Origin of the sequence: Polaromonas sp. YR568, from assembly GCF_943369415.1 — a bacterium.
Classification (GTDB): domain Bacteria; phylum Pseudomonadota; class Gammaproteobacteria; order Burkholderiales; family Burkholderiaceae_C; genus Polaromonas.
In genome coordinates this window covers 39,003-53,170 of the sequence record NZ_CALRNF020000011.1, presented here as the reverse complement: position 1 = coordinate 53,170, position 14,168 = coordinate 39,003, and the positions used below count along the sequence as shown (strand labels likewise).

17 protein-coding genes are annotated in these 14,168 nt (G+C 66.5%); 11 read left to right on the top strand and 6 right to left on the bottom strand.

Features of this window, described 5'->3' with window-relative positions:
* Window positions 1–4: 4 nt before the first annotated feature.
* Window positions 5–1,012 carry an AraC family transcriptional regulator gene (locus ACLV74_RS09340; RefSeq protein ID WP_411879113.1) on the bottom strand — a complete coding sequence of 336 codons (1,008 nt, stop codon included), beginning with the start codon at window positions 1,010–1,012 and terminating at the stop codon, window positions 5–7.
* 147 nt (window positions 1,013–1,159) lie between these two features.
* Between ACLV74_RS09340 and ACLV74_RS09335 the strand changes: the two genes are divergently transcribed.
* Entirely contained in the window at window positions 1,160–2,005 is an 846-nt protein-coding gene (locus ACLV74_RS09335; protein ID WP_411879112.1) for a class I SAM-dependent methyltransferase, read from the top strand.
* A 275-nt stretch (window positions 2,006–2,280) separates the two neighbouring features.
* Here ACLV74_RS09335 and ACLV74_RS09330 read toward each other — a convergent pair whose 3' ends face one another.
* Together ACLV74_RS09330 and ACLV74_RS09325 are read right to left on the bottom strand one after the other, a co-directional pair.
* A complete protein-coding gene (locus ACLV74_RS09330; RefSeq protein ID WP_411879111.1) occupies window positions 2,281–2,688 on the bottom strand; it encodes a DUF3224 domain-containing protein in 408 nt (135 codons plus the stop codon).
* A gap of 82 nt (window positions 2,689–2,770) precedes the next feature.
* On the bottom strand, window positions 2,771–3,673 hold the full coding sequence (locus ACLV74_RS09325) for a c-type cytochrome (RefSeq protein WP_411879110.1): 903 nt from the start codon (window positions 3,671–3,673) through the stop codon (window positions 2,771–2,773).
* Between the two features lie 354 nt (window positions 3,674–4,027).
* On the opposite strand from ACLV74_RS09325, the gene ACLV74_RS09320 reads away from it, so the two are divergent.
* Window positions 4,028–5,218, top strand: a complete 1,191-nt coding sequence (locus ACLV74_RS09320) for a Y-family DNA polymerase (protein WP_411879168.1) — start codon at window positions 4,028–4,030, stop codon at window positions 5,216–5,218.
* 85 nt (window positions 5,219–5,303) lie between these two features.
* Entirely contained in the window at window positions 5,304–6,635 is a 1,332-nt protein-coding gene (locus ACLV74_RS09315) for a DNA topoisomerase IB (RefSeq protein ID WP_411879109.1), read from the top strand.
* 9 nt (window positions 6,636–6,644) lie between these two features.
* Here ACLV74_RS09315 and ACLV74_RS09310 read toward each other — a convergent pair whose 3' ends face one another.
* Window positions 6,645–7,526: a LysR family transcriptional regulator gene (locus tag ACLV74_RS09310; protein ID WP_411879108.1), complete on the bottom strand. Its 882-nt coding sequence runs from the start codon at window positions 7,524–7,526 to the stop codon at window positions 6,645–6,647.
* 120 nt (window positions 7,527–7,646) lie between these two features.
* On the opposite strand from ACLV74_RS09310, the gene ACLV74_RS09305 reads away from it, so the two are divergent.
* From ACLV74_RS09305 to ACLV74_RS09285, 5 genes are all read left to right on the top strand, one after another.
* Window positions 7,647–8,333, top strand: coding sequence for a Bax inhibitor-1/YccA family protein (locus ACLV74_RS09305; protein WP_411879107.1), 687 nt, complete (start codon window positions 7,647–7,649; stop codon window positions 8,331–8,333).
* Between the two features lie 15 nt (window positions 8,334–8,348).
* Entirely contained in the window at window positions 8,349–8,624 is a 276-nt protein-coding gene (locus ACLV74_RS09300) for a zf-TFIIB domain-containing protein (RefSeq protein WP_411879106.1), read from the top strand.
* A gap of 56 nt (window positions 8,625–8,680) precedes the next feature.
* Complete coding sequence (locus tag ACLV74_RS09295; RefSeq protein ID WP_411879105.1) at window positions 8,681–9,109, top strand: ABC transporter substrate-binding protein; 429 nt, start codon at window positions 8,681–8,683, stop codon at window positions 9,107–9,109.
* 184 nt (window positions 9,110–9,293) lie between these two features.
* Window positions 9,294–10,007, top strand: a complete 714-nt coding sequence (locus tag ACLV74_RS09290; RefSeq protein ID WP_411879104.1) for a phytanoyl-CoA dioxygenase family protein — start codon at window positions 9,294–9,296, stop codon at window positions 10,005–10,007.
* A 21-nt stretch (window positions 10,008–10,028) separates the two neighbouring features.
* Window positions 10,029–10,724: a class I SAM-dependent methyltransferase gene (locus ACLV74_RS09285; RefSeq protein WP_411879103.1), complete on the top strand. Its 696-nt coding sequence runs from the start codon at window positions 10,029–10,031 to the stop codon at window positions 10,722–10,724.
* 54 nt (window positions 10,725–10,778) lie between these two features.
* Here ACLV74_RS09285 and ACLV74_RS09280 read toward each other — a convergent pair whose 3' ends face one another.
* A complete protein-coding gene (locus tag ACLV74_RS09280; RefSeq protein ID WP_411879102.1) occupies window positions 10,779–11,216 on the bottom strand; it encodes a c-type cytochrome in 438 nt (145 codons plus the stop codon).
* A gap of 234 nt (window positions 11,217–11,450) precedes the next feature.
* Here ACLV74_RS09280 and ACLV74_RS09275 point away from each other — a divergent pair, with 234 nt between their 5' ends.
* The 3 genes from ACLV74_RS09275 to ACLV74_RS09265 are packed head-to-tail and all read left to right on the top strand — an operon-like array spanning window position 11,451 to window position 13,527.
* Window positions 11,451–12,371: a DUF3034 family protein gene (locus tag ACLV74_RS09275; protein ID WP_411879101.1), complete on the top strand. Its 921-nt coding sequence runs from the start codon at window positions 11,451–11,453 to the stop codon at window positions 12,369–12,371.
* A 29-nt stretch (window positions 12,372–12,400) separates the two neighbouring features.
* A complete protein-coding gene (locus ACLV74_RS09270; RefSeq protein WP_411879100.1) occupies window positions 12,401–12,862 on the top strand; it encodes a group I truncated hemoglobin in 462 nt (153 codons plus the stop codon).
* Window positions 12,859–13,527, top strand: coding sequence for a plastocyanin (locus tag ACLV74_RS09265; RefSeq protein ID WP_411879099.1), 669 nt, complete (start codon window positions 12,859–12,861; stop codon window positions 13,525–13,527). The genes ACLV74_RS09270 and ACLV74_RS09265 overlap by 4 nt, the downstream gene beginning before the upstream one ends.
* Window positions 13,528–13,548: 21 nt before the next feature.
* Here ACLV74_RS09265 and ACLV74_RS09260 read toward each other — a convergent pair whose 3' ends face one another.
* A complete protein-coding gene (locus ACLV74_RS09260) occupies window positions 13,549–14,157 on the bottom strand; it encodes a hypothetical protein (protein ID WP_411879098.1) in 609 nt (202 codons plus the stop codon).
* Between the last annotated feature and the right edge of the window lie 11 nt (window positions 14,158–14,168).

Below are 14,168 nucleotides of genomic sequence, written 5' to 3'. Positions count from 1 at the left end.
CCTCTCAGGCCGCCTGCAGCTGCGCCCGCCGCCAGGCCCCGGGCGGCATCTCCGTCGCGCGTTTGAAGGCGCGTGAGAACGCCGCCTCCGAGTCGTAACCCACTTCAAGCGCCACCGCCGCTACGCTCAGGCGGCCTTCGCGCAGCAGGCGGGCGCCGCACTGCATGCGCCAGTTGGTCAGGTACTGCATGGGTGCCAGGCCGGTCAGCGTGACGAAGCGTTCGTGCAGGGCCGAACGTGACAGTCCCACGCGGCTGCCCAGTTCTTCCAGCGTCCAGGCCTGGGCGGGGTCACCGTGCATCAGCGTGATCGCGCGGCCGACCTGGCGGTCGCGCAGCGCGCCCAGCCAGCCTTGCGCATCGGGCGGCAACGATTCCAGGTAGCGGCGCGCGCCGTCGACGAAGACCATCTCGCTGACCCGCTGCAACAGCGCCGCGCCGCCGGCACGCCGTTCACCGGATTCGAAAGCCGCCTGTTCCAGCATGGGCGCCACCCAGGCGCCGACGCCGCCTGCCGGCAAGTGCAGCAGCCTGGGCAGCGCGTTGATCAGCGGGTTGAAGGGCTTCAAATCGCAGGCGATGAAGCCGCACAGGATCACCGTGGTGGCGTCCTCGGGCGGCAGGCCCAGGCCCGCCTCGAACATGCCGCCGCGGTAGGTGATGGGGATGGGCTTGGGGTCGTCACGCATGCGAAACAGCCAGTCGCCGCCATCGTCGATGGGAGCCAGGCCCGGCGCGCTGGACACCACGTGCGCATCGCCGTGGGGCAGCATCACGATGTCGCCTTCTTTCAGCCGCAGCGGTGCTTCGCCGTCAACGGCGACCCAGCCCTCGCCTTTGGCGAACAGGTGGTACTCGATGACGTGCTCGGCGCCCGGCATCACGGCGGGCGCCAGCTCGCTTGAATGCGGCGCCTGCGCCGCCCATTGGTCGCGGCAGCTCACGTGAAAGAAAACCGAGCCGCGCAACCGCACGCTGCGCAGCACGTCGGAAAGGGGGTCAAGCCGGCTCATGGCGTTGCCTGAACCGCCCGGGCCGCAACGGCGGACTTTCGGTCAAGCCACGGCGACAGCGGGTAAAGCGCCAAAAAGCGCGAGTCGCGACCATTGGGATACCGGCAAACGCTATGCCGGCATTCACTCCATCCAAAGGTATCCAACATGACATCCATCACCGCCACCCCTGAAAAAACAGCAGCCGCCGCGCCGGACTATGCCGCGATCAAACAGCGCCAGCAGGCCACCTGGGCCAGCGGCGACTACACCATCGTCGGCACCACGCTGCAAATTGTCGGCGAGACGCTTGCCGAAGCCGTCGACCTGCGCTCCGGCGAACGCGTGCTCGACGTCGCCGCAGGCAATGGTAACGCCACGCTGGCCGCGGCGCGCCGCTTCGCCGAGGTGACCTCGACCGACTACGTGCAGGCCCTGCTGGACAAGGGCTGCGGCCGCGCCGCCGCCGAAGGCCTGGACGTGCGCTTCGAGGTCGCCGACGCCGAGGCCCTGCCCTACGAGGCCGGCAGCTTTGACGTCGCGCTGTCGACTTTCGGCGTGATGTTCGCGCCCGACCACGCCAGCGCCGCGCGCGAGATGCTGCGCGTGGTGCGCCCGGGCGGGCGCATCGGTATGGCCAACTGGACGCCGGAAGGTTTTATCGGCCGCCTGTTCAAGATCATCGGCACGCACGTGGCGCCGCCGGCGGGTGTGCGCTCACCGGCGCTGTGGGGCACCGAGGCCCACCTGGTCTCGCTGTTCGGCCCGAGGGCCGGCAACATCAAGGTGGAGCGCAAGCTGTTCTCCTTCCGCTACCGCTCGGCCGCACACTTCTTGCAGGTGTTCCGCGACTTCTACGGCCCGACGCACAAGGCCTTCGGCGCACTGGATGCGGGCGGGCAGGCGGCGCTCGAGCGCGACATCCTGGCGCTGCTCAATGAACTGGACATCGGCAAGGGCCGCGGCCTCGTTGTGCCCAGCGAGTACGCCGAAACCGTGATCACCGTGGGCTGAGCGGGAAGGAGCGCCCGTGCCGACCGAAGCCGAAGCCAACAGGCGGCCGGTGCAGGCGATCTTCACCGGGCTGGAAGCCGGCCAGGGCGCCCTCTTCGCGGCCACCCTGGCCGGCGAGGTCGTCATGCGCGTCACGGGGAACTACAGCAGGTCACACACTTTCACAGCCAAGGAGGCCGTGATGCGTGAGCTTTACGGACCGATTTGCGCGGCAGGATTGTCGAGATGCGCGAGTATTGCGACTCGGTGCTCTGCGAGCCGCGGCTGGGGTTGTTTCAGGCGGGCGGGGACGCAATCTCGTAGTCCATCACATACGAATGCTTGCCATCGGCGATCTGGATGCCCAGCGTGCCGGTCAGGCCCGTCAATTCACCCGTGCCTGAATCGGGCACCACGCTGACGCTCAGCTGCGGCACGCCGCGGTTCATGGTGCCGCTGTGCTGCAGCACAAAGCTGCCGCTTTTGCCGTGCAGCGTGCCGGTCACGCGTTCCATCGCGACGTAGCCGGCCGAGCCTTTGACGGCGGTGCCGGCACTGAGCATTTCGCCCTTGCTGGTGGCCTGCAGGCCGCCGCTGAAGGTCTTGTTGATGGTGAGGCGGCCCATCAGCGGGCCGGCGTCCCTGTCGGCCAGGGGCAGGGGCTGTGGATTGACTTCGAAAGTTCCGGTTGCGCGGGATGGCATGACGTCACCTTTCAATCAGTTGGGGGACCAAGCCGGCCATGATGCCAGAGCGCGGGCACCCCGGGGCGCCGTTCACGCCCGCTTAGCGCTGCCCGAAAGGCCGGGCCGGCACCGTCTGCAGATACGCGTGCAGCGCCTGCGCATCGACGTCGTTGAGCGCGCGCAGCGACTCGAAAGGCATCACGCTGATCGCCGTGCCGTCGGGGCGCTTGCCGCTGCGCAGCATGGCGACAAAAGCACTCGCGTCCTTGTAGCGCGGCATGACGCTGCCCTCGCCCGGGGTCAGGTTGGCGGCGGGCGCCCAGTCGGGCGGGCCGCCGGGGATCTTGCCGCCGGCCAGGCCCGCGCCGTGGCAGCCTATGCACATGTTGGCCACGTAAGCGCCGTGCGCCGCCGTCACGCCTTCGGCAATCGGTTTGGCGGGCGGCAGCGTGTGGTCGATTTTTTGCGCGGCGTCCTTGATCGCATCAAAGGCATAGAGCACCTTCACCGGCACCGGCAAATCCAGCACGGCGGCGCCGCCCATTTTGGGCGGCAGGGCCTTGACGTAGGCGACAAGCGCGCCCAGGTCTTCGTCGGTCAGGCGGTTGTAGTCCTCGCTGGGCATGATGAACACCGGCCGGGCGTCAGGCTTGACGCCGTGACGCACCGTGCGTACCCAGTCTTCGGGCGTGTAGCGCGCCACCACATTGCCTTCACCTGGGGTAATGTTGGGGCCGGCCAGGCGCATGCCTTTGCCGTCGTTCATGAATTCGCGGCCGGCGCCGTTGGCGCCATGGCAGTCGGCACAGCCGCGCGAGTTGTAGAGGTAGGCGCCGCGCTCCAGCGCCTGGGCCGTAGCCGGGATGGCCACCGGCTGCACGCTGAGCCTGATCTGCCGCTGGCCTTTGCGCTCGGCCATCTGGCTGCCGATCACGGCCGTGGCTGCCAGCAGCAGCGCCAATGCGCCCGCCGCGCCGGCGCTCCATTTCACCCATCGCTTCATGGCATCTTTCCTTGTGATTGATTCAGGGGACTGCCCGCCTGCAAGGGTCCGCGCGGACGTGCTTTTGGGGCAAGGCGAAATTCTAGAAGTGCCGGGCCAGTTTGGCCGCCGCCTTTCGGGTGAATAGTTCACAAGGGGCCCCGCAAACGGCGTGAATATTTCCGTCCAGCACCTCGAACACCGGAGCGTCCGTCAGGCCTTGTTTTCAATCTGCGTACATCCGCGCCATCTGCGGATAAATCCAAATAGGGCCAAATCGGGTCTAGGCGGTGTGTTGCGAATTGCTATGCTTGCCGGGTGAGCGCCCCGCCCCTTTCCCCAGCCCCCAAAATCCGCCGCATTGCCCACCTCGACATGGACGCGTTCTTCGCGTCGGTTGAGTTGCTGCGCTATCCACAGCTCAAGGGCCTGCCCGTAGTCATAGGCGGCGGCTGGCGCAAGGTCGATGAGGAGTTGCGGGCAGCCCAGGGCGAACGCGCGCTGCGCTTCATCCCGGTCGAAAGTTTTCCGCTGCTGAAAGACTATGTGGGCCGCGGCGTGATCACCACGGCCACCTATGCGGCGCGGCAGTTCGGCGTGGGTTCGGCCATGGGCATGATGAAGGCCGCCAAACTCTGCCCGCAGGCCATCGTGCTGCCGGTGGATTTTTCGGAAATCCGCAAATACTCGCAGCTCTTCAAAAGCACCATCACCGACATCGCGCCGCTGATGCAGGACCGCGGCGTGGACGAGGTCTACATCGATTTCACCGACGTGCCCGGCGGCCAGCGCGAAGGCGGGCGCGTGCTGGCGCGGCTGATCCAGAAGGCGATTTTTGACAAGACCGGCCTGACCTGCTCGGTCGGCGTGGCGCCCAACAAGCTGCTGGCCAAGATGGCCAGCGAGTTCAACAAGCCCAACGGGATTTCCATCGTCCACGAATCCGACCTGCAGGAAAAAATCTGGCCGCTGCATGTGCGCAAGATCAACGGCATAGGCCCCAAGGCCGGCGAGAAACTCGCGAAGCTGCATGTGCACACGATAGGCGAGCTGGCCGCGCAGGACCCGGGCTGGCTGGTGGACAACTTCGGCAAGGCCACGGGCGCCTGGATGCATGAGGCCGCCTGGGGCCGCGACGACAGGCCGGTGGTGACCGAGAGCGAGCCCGTCAGCATGAGCCGTGAAACCACCTTTGACCGCGACCTGCACGCGGTGCGCCACAAGGCCGAACTGGGCGCCATCTTCACCGACCTGTGCGTGCGGCTGGGCGAAGACCTGCAGCGCAAGGGCTACGTCGCCAAAACCATAGGCATCAAGCTGCGCTACGACGACTTCAAGATCGCCACGCGCGACCAGACCTCGGACAGCTACACCGACGACGGCGCCACCATACGCCGCGTGGCCGGCCAATGCCTCAAGCGCGTGCCGCTGGACAAAAAGCTGCGCCTGCTGGGCGTGCGCGCGGCCACACTGGCGCGGGCTGATGAAGTGCCGCTGCCTGATGAGAAACGGGCCTCGAGCTCGCCTGAGAACGCCGAGCCGAACACCACCGACCAGTTGTTCTAGAAAACGCGCGGCACGACATGCGCCCGCCGCGCAAAGCGGCAGGGTCCTACAGACCCGCCGGCTCGGCCTTCGCACAATGCAAGCCATGTTTTCAGGCCCAACGCCCTCTTCGTCAGAGACCACCAGCGCCCGCACATCCGCGCGCAGCGGCAAACCCCCGGTCATCAAAGCCGATGCGGCGCCCGACCTGAAAGGCTCAGGCCTGGTCTATGTCAGCGACGACACGCCGGGCCTCACGCGCGTCAAAAGCGGCAGCGGCTTTCGCTACCGCGACGCTTCGGGCAAGCCGATCAAGGACCCCGACGAAATCCGCCGCATCAACAAGCTCGCGATTCCACCGGCCTATACGCGGGTCTGGATCTGCCCCCGGGCCAACGGCCACCTGCAGGCCACGGGCTACGACGCGCGCGGCCGCAAGCAATACCGCTACCACGCCGATTGGCAGGCGCTGCGCGGCGACAGCAAGTTCGAAAGGCTGCAGGCCTTCGGCAAGGCCTTGCCGCGCATACGCGCCCGCGTGGCGCGCGACCTGGCGCCGCATCGCAACAAGCCCGTCAGCCGCAGCCTGGTGCTGGCCACGCTGGTACGCCTGCTGGACACGACCTTTGTGCGTGTCGGCAATGACGAGTACGCGCGCGACAACGGCTCCTACGGCCTGACCACGCTGCGCAACCCGCACGCCGGCGTGCGCGGCAAAACCCTGCAGCTGCGCTTTCGCGGAAAAAGCGGCGTGATGCAGGACCTCAAAGTCGACGACCCGAAAGTGGCGGCCGTGGTGCGGCGCTGCCAGCAGTTGCCGGGGCAGTTGCTGTTCCAGTATGAAGACGAGGCCGGCGGGCTGCGCGCGGTGGGTTCGGGCGACGTCAACGACTATCTTGCAGAGATAACGGCTCCATCCACAAGAAGCAGACATGCGTCGACACAAGTTCCCCATCAAACAGGGGCCGCGGAACTGGCTTTGCCAGGCCGCAGGCGCGGCGGCCCCCTCGGGGGGCAGGACGCTACACGCAGTGAGCAACCGTGGGGGCAACATTTCACCGCCAAGGACTTCCGCACCTGGCACGGCACGGTGCAGGCGCTGGAGCTTACGCGCCTGGCCTGCGGCGGCAATGGCGATACGGCTGTAGCCGCAAGCGGCTACAGCGCCAAGGCGGTGCTGCAGGAAGTCGCGCGGCTGCTGGGCAACACGCCGGCCGTCTGCAAAAAATCCTATATCCACCCCGCCGTGCTGGAACTGGGCGGCCACCTGGCGCAAGACGCGCAGGCCATGGCGGCGCTGTGGCCGCAGCTCGAATCAGGCAAAAAACTGCGCCGCCTGTATGCCGCCGAGCACCGGTTGCTGGTTTTGCTGGAGAGCCGGCGCCGCGCGCTGAAGGCCGGGAAAAACCCGCCGAAGAAGCCGCGCAAGAAGGACTGATCCCGAAGTTCAGCGCTGGTTTAGCAGGCTCTGGACGACCAGGTGTTTGACTTTGCGCTCCGTGCTGATGGCGAAGTAGTGCTCGTCCACCCCTTCACAGGCGCCCAGCAGCCTGACCTGATGGCGCTGCAGCAGGTCGTCCTGCACCGACAGCGCGGCGGGAAACACACCCAGGCCGCTGCCGCCGAAGGTTTCCAGCAGGGCGCTGTCTTCAAATTCACCGACCACCCGCGGGTGCAGCCCATGCTGGATCAGCCACTGGTCCAGGGGCCCGCGAACGATGGAGTGGGTGGTGGGCAGCAGCACCGGCACCTTGTCCAGCGACGCCGGGAAACCTTTGCGCGCCGCCGCCCACCAGTGCTGCGAGGCATACCAGCCCATTCCTGAAGCACCCAAAGAATGGTTGTGCACCTTCAGGTGCGGATTGAACGGCGCGGGGTGGTCGGAAAGCACGACATCCAGCTTGTGTATGGCCAGATCGGCCAGCAGGTCGGCCATTTCACCTTCGTGGCACACGAGCCTGAGGTCGGGCGTTCCCAGCACCGGCTGGAGCAGGCGCTGCACCACCAGCTTGGGCAGGCCGTCCGCAATACCCACCGTCAACCGGACCGATTTGGCCTGGGCGGCGCCGCGCGCCAGTTCGGGAAGCGCCTCGCCCAGCTGGAAGATGTGTTCCGCTTCTTGCAGCGCAATCACCCCGGCTTCGGTCAGCGCCAGCCCGCGCCCGGCGGGCTTGAGGAGCTGGCACCCTAGATCCCGCTCCAGTTCCCGGACTTGCGCGCTCACGGTCTGGACCGCCATGCCCAGCCGCGCGGCGGCGTGCGACATGCCGCCTTCTTTCGCAACCACCCAGAAGTAGTAGAGGTGCCGGTAGTTGAATGCGAGGCTCATGGTCAGGTTTTACGGGATGATTATTCATCCATTGTCTGCTTTTTTATTCAGCATTGAAGCCCTATTCTTTGTAGTCATTGCGTGCAGGGCTCCTCCTTCCGCATTCCCGAAAGGCAAACCATGAACCGACCTCTTGTTGTTCCCTCTCCCTCGTCCTCCGGCGGCCCAGGCTGGGCCGCCGGCATTGCACAGCACAAGGTGCTTCGCAACACCTATGCCTTGCTGTCCATGACGCTGCTGTTCAGCGCCGCCATGGCCGCGCTGGGCGTCATGCTCAAGCTGCCTGCGCCGGGATTCATCATTACTTTGGCCGGCTATTTTGGTTTGCTGTTCCTCATCCACAAGGTGCAGAACAGCGGATGGGCTGTCCCGGCGGTCTTCGCCCTCACCGGCTTCATGGGTTACACGCTGGGCCCCTTGCTGTCCCTGCACCTGTCCCTGCCGGGCGGCGCGCAGGCCATCACGCTGGCACTGGGCACGACGGGCGTGACCTTCCTGGCTCTGTCGGGCTGGGTATTGGCAACGCGGCGCGACTTCAGTTTTATGGGCGGCTTCCTGTTCGCCGGCATGGTGATCGCGATTCTGGCCGGCGTGGCGGCGATGTTCCTGCAACTGCCCGCGCTGGCGCTGGCCGTGTCTGCCATGGTCGCCTTGCTGTCGGCGGGAATGATCCTGTTCGAAACCAGCCGCATCGTGAACGGCGGTGAAACCAACTACGTGATGGCCACGGTGAGCCTCTTTGTTTCGCTGTTCAACCTGTTCACCAGCCTGCTGAGCCTGTTCGGCTTTGGCGGCAGCAACGACTAAGCCAGGGAGAAACCCATGAAGTGTCCCCATTGCAATGACGTCACCCTGGTCATGACCGAACGCCAGGGCGTCGAAATCGACTACTGCCCCCAATGCCGCGGTGTGTGGCTGGACCGCGGCGAGCTGGACAAGCTCATCGCGCGCGACGCGGCCCCCGCGCCGGCACCGGCACCACAGCCCGTGTACCCGCAAGCCGCGCGCCGTCCCGATTTTGAGGATTCGGACTACCGCCACAACACGGGCCACGGCAGGCGCAAGCCCAAATCGTGGCTCAGCGAGATATTCGACTGAGGCAGGCATCCACCCCGGGCCACCCACTTTTATCCATTTTTATTGCAAGGAATTCCATGAGCACTTCTTTTCGTACCTCCGCCGCCGCCGTGATCGCCGTGACCATCGCCTCCATGACCGCACCTTCGCTGGTACACGCCAAGCGCATGGGCGGGGGCGGCAGGTCCATGCCTCCGGCCCGAACCAGCACGGCTCCAGCCGCGCCGCCAGCGGCCAAGGCGCCGGCCGCACCCGCAACCAGCGCGGCGCCTGCCGCAACCGCGCCCGCGGCTCGCGGCCCCGGCTTGATGGGCACCATGGGCGCCGTAGCCGTGGGTGCCGTCGCAGGCACCATGGCAGGCAATGCGCTGGCTGGCAACCCGTCTTCGGAGAAGGAAACCAAGGCCAAGGAAGCGGAGAAAGCGGAAAAGGAAGCCCAGGAACTGCAACACAAAGCCGACGAGGCCAAGCGCAAGGCAGAAGCCGCACGCGCGGCGGCGAAGTAGTTACACGGCCCCGCCAACAAGGCCCTGGTCCAGCGCCTCACCCGCGGTGAGATACCAGCCCTTGTTGCAGACCCTGTTGCCGACGTCCTGCGCTGTCAACACTGTACCTTGCAGGAGGACGATGGCTTGCGGGCTGGATTTTCTCTGTCTGCGGACACCGCCACGATCTGGAATACTGCCAGCCATGCACCACCCGCCCCTGCAATCGTCCCAGGTCGACTTGTTCCATACGCAAGGCTGCCTGCAACTGAAAGGGTTTCATCCCCGGGGGCGGATGGGCGAGATTGAAAAAGCGGTGCTCGATGAGCTGAAGCGCCTGAGGATCTGGGTGTCCGGAAAAAGCCTGTCCAGTTCCGTGCGTGAGCTCCCGCCCTTCCAGCAAATTGCCAGGCTTTCCACGCTGGTGAAGGTCCCGGGTTTGCACGCCGCAGTGATGACACCCCAGCTTTCTTCCATCATCGCCTTTCTGGCCGGCCGCGCGCCTTCCCCTGTCCTCGCCACCCAGGGCAGCCAGTTCCTGCTGTCTCTTCCGCACCAGGGCCGCTGGGCACTGGAGGGCTTGAACTGGCATGTGGACGTCGCTTCCGGGGCGCACGACCAACTTCCGGGCATCCAGGCCTTCGTCCTGGTCGCGGACGTCGCGCCCCGCGGCGGCGCAACGCTGGCCCTGGCGGGCTCACACCGCGCCGGCACGCGGCTGGCGCCGCTTCGCGGGTTGCTGAAAAAATCGGGCAACCTGGAAGCCGGCCTTGGCGCACTGGGCATCAGCGTTGTCGAGATGTCGGGCCAGGCCGGAGACGTCTTCCTGATGGACATGCGGCTCCTGCATACGCCGTCCATCAACGCCACGAAGCACATCCGGATGATGGCGACGGCCCGCTTCTTTTTGCGGTCCTGAAAGCCGGCGTAGACTGCCCGCATGCCTGAATCCAGCGAAGACTTCTCAGCCCCTTTCCACGATCCCGCCGCGGTTGCGGCTTATGCCGACAGGGCCAGCCGCCTGGTCCCGGGCCTGGCGGACCTGCAGAGGATGGCGGCCTTGCTGGTCGCTGAGCGGGCGCCGGAACAGGCGGAGGTTCTTGTCATCGGCGCGGGCGGCGGTGTCGAGTTGAAAGTGTTCGCGCAGCGGTATCCGCAATGGCGCTTTGTCGGTGTCGACCCTTCAAAGGAAATGTTGGACCTGGCGCAGGCGACGCTGGGCCCGCTGGCCTCGCGCGCGCAGCTTCACCACGGCTACGTCGACACGGCGCCCGACCGGCCTTTCGATGCGGCGACCTGCCTGCTGACCATGCACTTCCTGACCCCGGCGGAACGGCGGCACACCCTGGCGGAAATCCGCCGCCGCCTGAAACCCGGCGCGCCCTTTGTGATGGCCCACCTGAGTTTTCCGCAGGCCGCGGAAGAGCGGGAGGCCTGGCTCTCACGTTACGCGGCGTTTGCCGTTTCTTCGGGTGTCGATGCCGCGGACGCGCGCAACGCGGCCACGATGATAGGCTCGCGCCTGCCGCTGCTGGGGCCCGAGGAAGAGGAAGCCCTGCTGAAGGAGGCCGGCTTCACGCATGTGGGCGTGTTCTACACCGGCCTGGCGTTCCGGGGCTGGGTGGCACGCGCCTGATGCCAAAACCCGGCACGGCCCGACGGACATTCCGGGCAAGCGGCCGGGAACGGCCTACTTGAGCGTGGCCAGGTAGGCGATCAGGTCCGCCCGCTCCTGCGCGTCATCCACCTGGAAACCCATGCGCTGGCCGGCCACCAGCTCTTCCGGGTCCTGCAGCCAGGCATTGAGGGTTTGCGGCGTCCAGCGCAGGCGCGAGCGCGCCAGCTCGTCCGAATACTTGTAGCCCGGCAGGCTGCCGACGCGCCGGCCCATCACGCCGCGGTGGGCCGGGCCGATCTTGTTGCCGTCGACCGCGTGGCAGGCGGTGCAGCGGGCCTGGTACAGGGCGGCGCCGCGCGCCGTGTCGCCCGGCGGCGGGCTGGTCCATTCGCGCGCCGGCGCGGCCTGGGCCTGCGCGGCGCAAGCGCCTGCACCGGCCGCGGCCACGACGAGCGCCGCCACCATGTTCAAAACCATTGCGCGGCGCGCGGCCGGGGGGTGATGAGGCATTCGGCAATCCTGACTTGGGGGTTGATGGGGGCCGGATGCACAAGCCATCCGTCTTTGCCGTGATACGCCCCAGGACCGGATCCGGATTCAATTTCCCGCTTTTGTGTGCGATTTGCCCGCTAGCGCCGCGATTTTTTCAAAGAGTTGAATCCACTGCGCACCAGGCCGGCGTATTTCACACCGGTAGCCGCCGATTTCACGGCGCGCCTTTTTTCCGCAACCCACAGGAACACCATGCGCAACATCCTCTCCACCCCGCTGGCCGCAGGCGCCCTCGCCCTGTTGTGCGCGGGCGCACAGGCCGACACCGGCAAGCTGCTGCTCACGGGCGGCGTCAGCAGCATAGAAGGCGCGGCCGGCGGCGGCCTGACGCCCTGGGCCGTCATCGGCAGCAACGCCACTGCGGACGAAATCGGCGGCTCCGCTTACCTGACGAACGCCGGCACCCGCGACTACGGCCTGAACATCTACGGCGCCGCGCTGGGCATCCATGACCGCTACGAGCTGTCCATCGCGCAGCAGGACTTCAACACGCGGGACACCGGCACGGCGCTGGGCCTGCCGGGCCTGCACCTGAAGCAGACCATCGTGGGCGCCAAGGTTCGCGTGCTCGGCGATGCCGTGCTCGACAGCGACACGCTGATGCCGCAAGTGGCCGTCGGCGTGCAGTACAAGACGCTGGGCTCGACGGGCCTTGACGGTACGCTGGCCGCGCTGGGCGCCAAGCGCAAGGGCGTGGACGTGTATGTGAGCGCCACCAAACTCTTCCTGGGGCAGAGCCTGCTGGTCAACGCCACGCTGCGCGCGACCAAGGCCAACCAGAACGGCCTGCTGGGCTACGGCGCCACGCTGGGCGGCAATGAAAACCGCTACAGCCTGCAGCCGGAGTTTTCGGTGGCTTACCTGCTCAGCAAGAACGTCGCCGTGGGCGCCGAATACCGCTTCATGCGCAACAAGCTGGAAGGCGCCGGCCGCGCCGCGGGCCTGGGCAACGGCCTGCGCTCGGAAGACTGGAAGGACATCTTCATCGCCTGGGCGCCGACCAAGAACGTCTCGCTGACGCTGGCCTATGTGGACCTGGGCGTGATCGTGCCCGCCACCACGGCAAGCCGCAAGCAGACCGGTTATTACGTTTCGGCCCAGGTGGCTTTCTGAAATTTCCCTTTTTCATCCAAGGAACACCCATGAACAAAATACTGATGCGCCTGTTGCTGGCCGGCTGCGGCCTGCTGGCAGGCAACGCCTTCGCGCAAAGCGCGGCCCCGCAAAACGACCAGCTCTACAAGGCCTTCGGCGAAAAGCCCGGCTTGGTGGCGCTGATGGACGACTTCATGGTCCGCCTGCTGGCCGACCCGCGCACCGGCCCGCACTTCAAACCCTCCAACCAGCAGCGCGTGAAGGAGCAACTGGTGGAGCAGCTTTGCGCCCTGAGCGGCGGCCCCTGCGTCTACAAGGGCGCGGACATGAAGAGCGCGCACGCCAACCTGGAGATCAAGAAGTCCGACTTCCATGCGCTGGTGGAAGTGCTGCAGCAAAGCATGGACGCCAAGGGCATCCCCTTTCGCAAGCAGAACGAGATGCTGGCGCTGCTGGCGCCCATGAACCGCGACATCGTCACGCCCCCGGAAAGCGCGGCCAAACCATGAGCAAACTCGCACAACATCTCGCCCTGCCCGCGCTGCTGGCCTTCTGTGCCGCGGCGCAGGCCGGCAACCTGGTGGTGTCGGTGCTCGACAAGGACGGCAAGCCGGTGCAGGACGCCGTGGTGGTGGTGACGCCGGCCAGCAAGGGCGCCACACCCCGGAATCCGCTGCCCATGCAAGCCACCATCAACCAGGAAAAGATGCAGTTCATCCCGGCCGTGACGGTGGTGCCCGTGGGCGCGAAGCTGAGCTTCATCAACAACGACCCCTGGGACCACCACGTGCGCAGCTCGCCGGCCGGCATGGGCCAGTTCAGCGCGACGAACGCCGGCTTCGAGCTGCGGCTGGAAGGCAAACCCGAGGGCAAACCGGGCAAGGCCAGCGAGGTGACGCTGGACAAGGCCGGCGTGCTGGGCGCGACCCTGCTGGGCTGCTTTATCCACGGCTCGATGCGCGGCTACATCTACGCCAGCGAATCGCCCTGGGCCGCCAAAACCGGTTCGGAAGGCATCGCGACCTTTGAAGACCTGCCCGAGGGCGCGGCGCAGGTGAAGGTCTGGCAGGCGGACCAGCTGATCGACATCGCGCCGCAGCAGGTTACGGTGGGCGCGGTGCTGGCGAAGAACGTGATGCAGCTGACGGTGGTGCCGCGGCGGCGCCGGTCTTGAGCACGCGGCCGGCGCCCGCTCTCAGCGCCGGCTGTCGTCTTTGAGCGAATCAGCTTCCAGCGGTGCGAGGTCCGATGAATAGACACGGTCGCCGACCCGCATCGCCTGGCCTTTTTCCCAGGCGGCCTCAAACGCGGCGAGTTCTTCGGCGGTCGCGCGCTCGTGGCGGCGGCGCGGCGGCTCGGGGGGCGGCGCCATGCTGTCGCCCTCGCTGCCAGGGCCGGGCACGGAATCAGGCCGGCTGACCTCGAAGCCGCGTATCTGTTCGTTGACCTGCCAATACACACCGCCCACCAGGAGGTGGTAGCGCACGGCGGCATTTTTCGCGATGGCCGCGCCCAACACGGCGAGCTGCTCGGGCCGGCCTTCGCGGTTATGCAGGAAGTCCGTGGAAAGGTCCATCAGCACCAGGTAGCGGTGGCCGCGTTTGTCGCTGCGCACCACGCGGAATTTGTAGCTCGCCGACAAAATGCCGTGGGCCTGCATGGTGACCTTGATGGCCTCGAACAGCATTTCGCGCCTGAACTCCATGCGCTCGTCGAGGTTCATCTTGACCGGGCCCGTCTCAGGCCCCGTCGCATCGTGCCTGGGGCTCTTGCTGGTGTTGAAAAGGTTTTTGAGCACGGACATCTCGGGCCTCG

Excerpts from the sequence above, each read along its gene's own strand:
- ACLV74_RS09340 (WP_411879113.1), bottom strand. The coding sequence starts at position 1,012 with ATGAGCCGGCTTGACCCCCTTTCCGACGTGCTGCGCAGCGTGCGGTTG.
- ACLV74_RS09335 (WP_411879112.1), top strand. The coding sequence starts at position 1,160 with ATGACATCCATCACCGCCACCCCTGAAAAAACAGCAGCCGCCGCGCCG.
- ACLV74_RS09330 (WP_411879111.1), bottom strand. The coding sequence starts at position 2,688 with ATGCCATCCCGCGCAACCGGAACTTTCGAAGTCAATCCACAGCCCCTG.
- ACLV74_RS09325 (WP_411879110.1), bottom strand. The coding sequence starts at position 3,673 with ATGAAGCGATGGGTGAAATGGAGCGCCGGCGCGGCGGGCGCATTGGCG.
- ACLV74_RS09320 (WP_411879168.1), top strand. The coding sequence starts at position 4,028 with ATGGACGCGTTCTTCGCGTCGGTTGAGTTGCTGCGCTATCCACAGCTC.
- ACLV74_RS09315 (WP_411879109.1), top strand. The coding sequence starts at position 5,304 with ATGTTTTCAGGCCCAACGCCCTCTTCGTCAGAGACCACCAGCGCCCGC.
- ACLV74_RS09310 (WP_411879108.1), bottom strand. The coding sequence starts at position 7,526 with ATGAGCCTCGCATTCAACTACCGGCACCTCTACTACTTCTGGGTGGTT.
- ACLV74_RS09305 (WP_411879107.1), top strand. The coding sequence starts at position 7,647 with ATGAACCGACCTCTTGTTGTTCCCTCTCCCTCGTCCTCCGGCGGCCCA.
- ACLV74_RS09300 (WP_411879106.1), top strand. The coding sequence starts at position 8,349 with ATGAAGTGTCCCCATTGCAATGACGTCACCCTGGTCATGACCGAACGC.
- ACLV74_RS09295 (WP_411879105.1), top strand. The coding sequence starts at position 8,681 with ATGAGCACTTCTTTTCGTACCTCCGCCGCCGCCGTGATCGCCGTGACC.
- ACLV74_RS09290 (WP_411879104.1), top strand. The coding sequence starts at position 9,294 with ATGCACCACCCGCCCCTGCAATCGTCCCAGGTCGACTTGTTCCATACG.
- ACLV74_RS09285 (WP_411879103.1), top strand. The coding sequence starts at position 10,029 with ATGCCTGAATCCAGCGAAGACTTCTCAGCCCCTTTCCACGATCCCGCC.
- ACLV74_RS09280 (WP_411879102.1), bottom strand. The coding sequence starts at position 11,216 with ATGCCTCATCACCCCCCGGCCGCGCGCCGCGCAATGGTTTTGAACATG.
- ACLV74_RS09275 (WP_411879101.1), top strand. The coding sequence starts at position 11,451 with ATGCGCAACATCCTCTCCACCCCGCTGGCCGCAGGCGCCCTCGCCCTG.
- ACLV74_RS09270 (WP_411879100.1), top strand. The coding sequence starts at position 12,401 with ATGAACAAAATACTGATGCGCCTGTTGCTGGCCGGCTGCGGCCTGCTG.
- ACLV74_RS09265 (WP_411879099.1), top strand. The coding sequence starts at position 12,859 with ATGAGCAAACTCGCACAACATCTCGCCCTGCCCGCGCTGCTGGCCTTC.
- ACLV74_RS09260 (WP_411879098.1), bottom strand. The coding sequence starts at position 14,157 with ATGTCCGTGCTCAAAAACCTTTTCAACACCAGCAAGAGCCCCAGGCAC.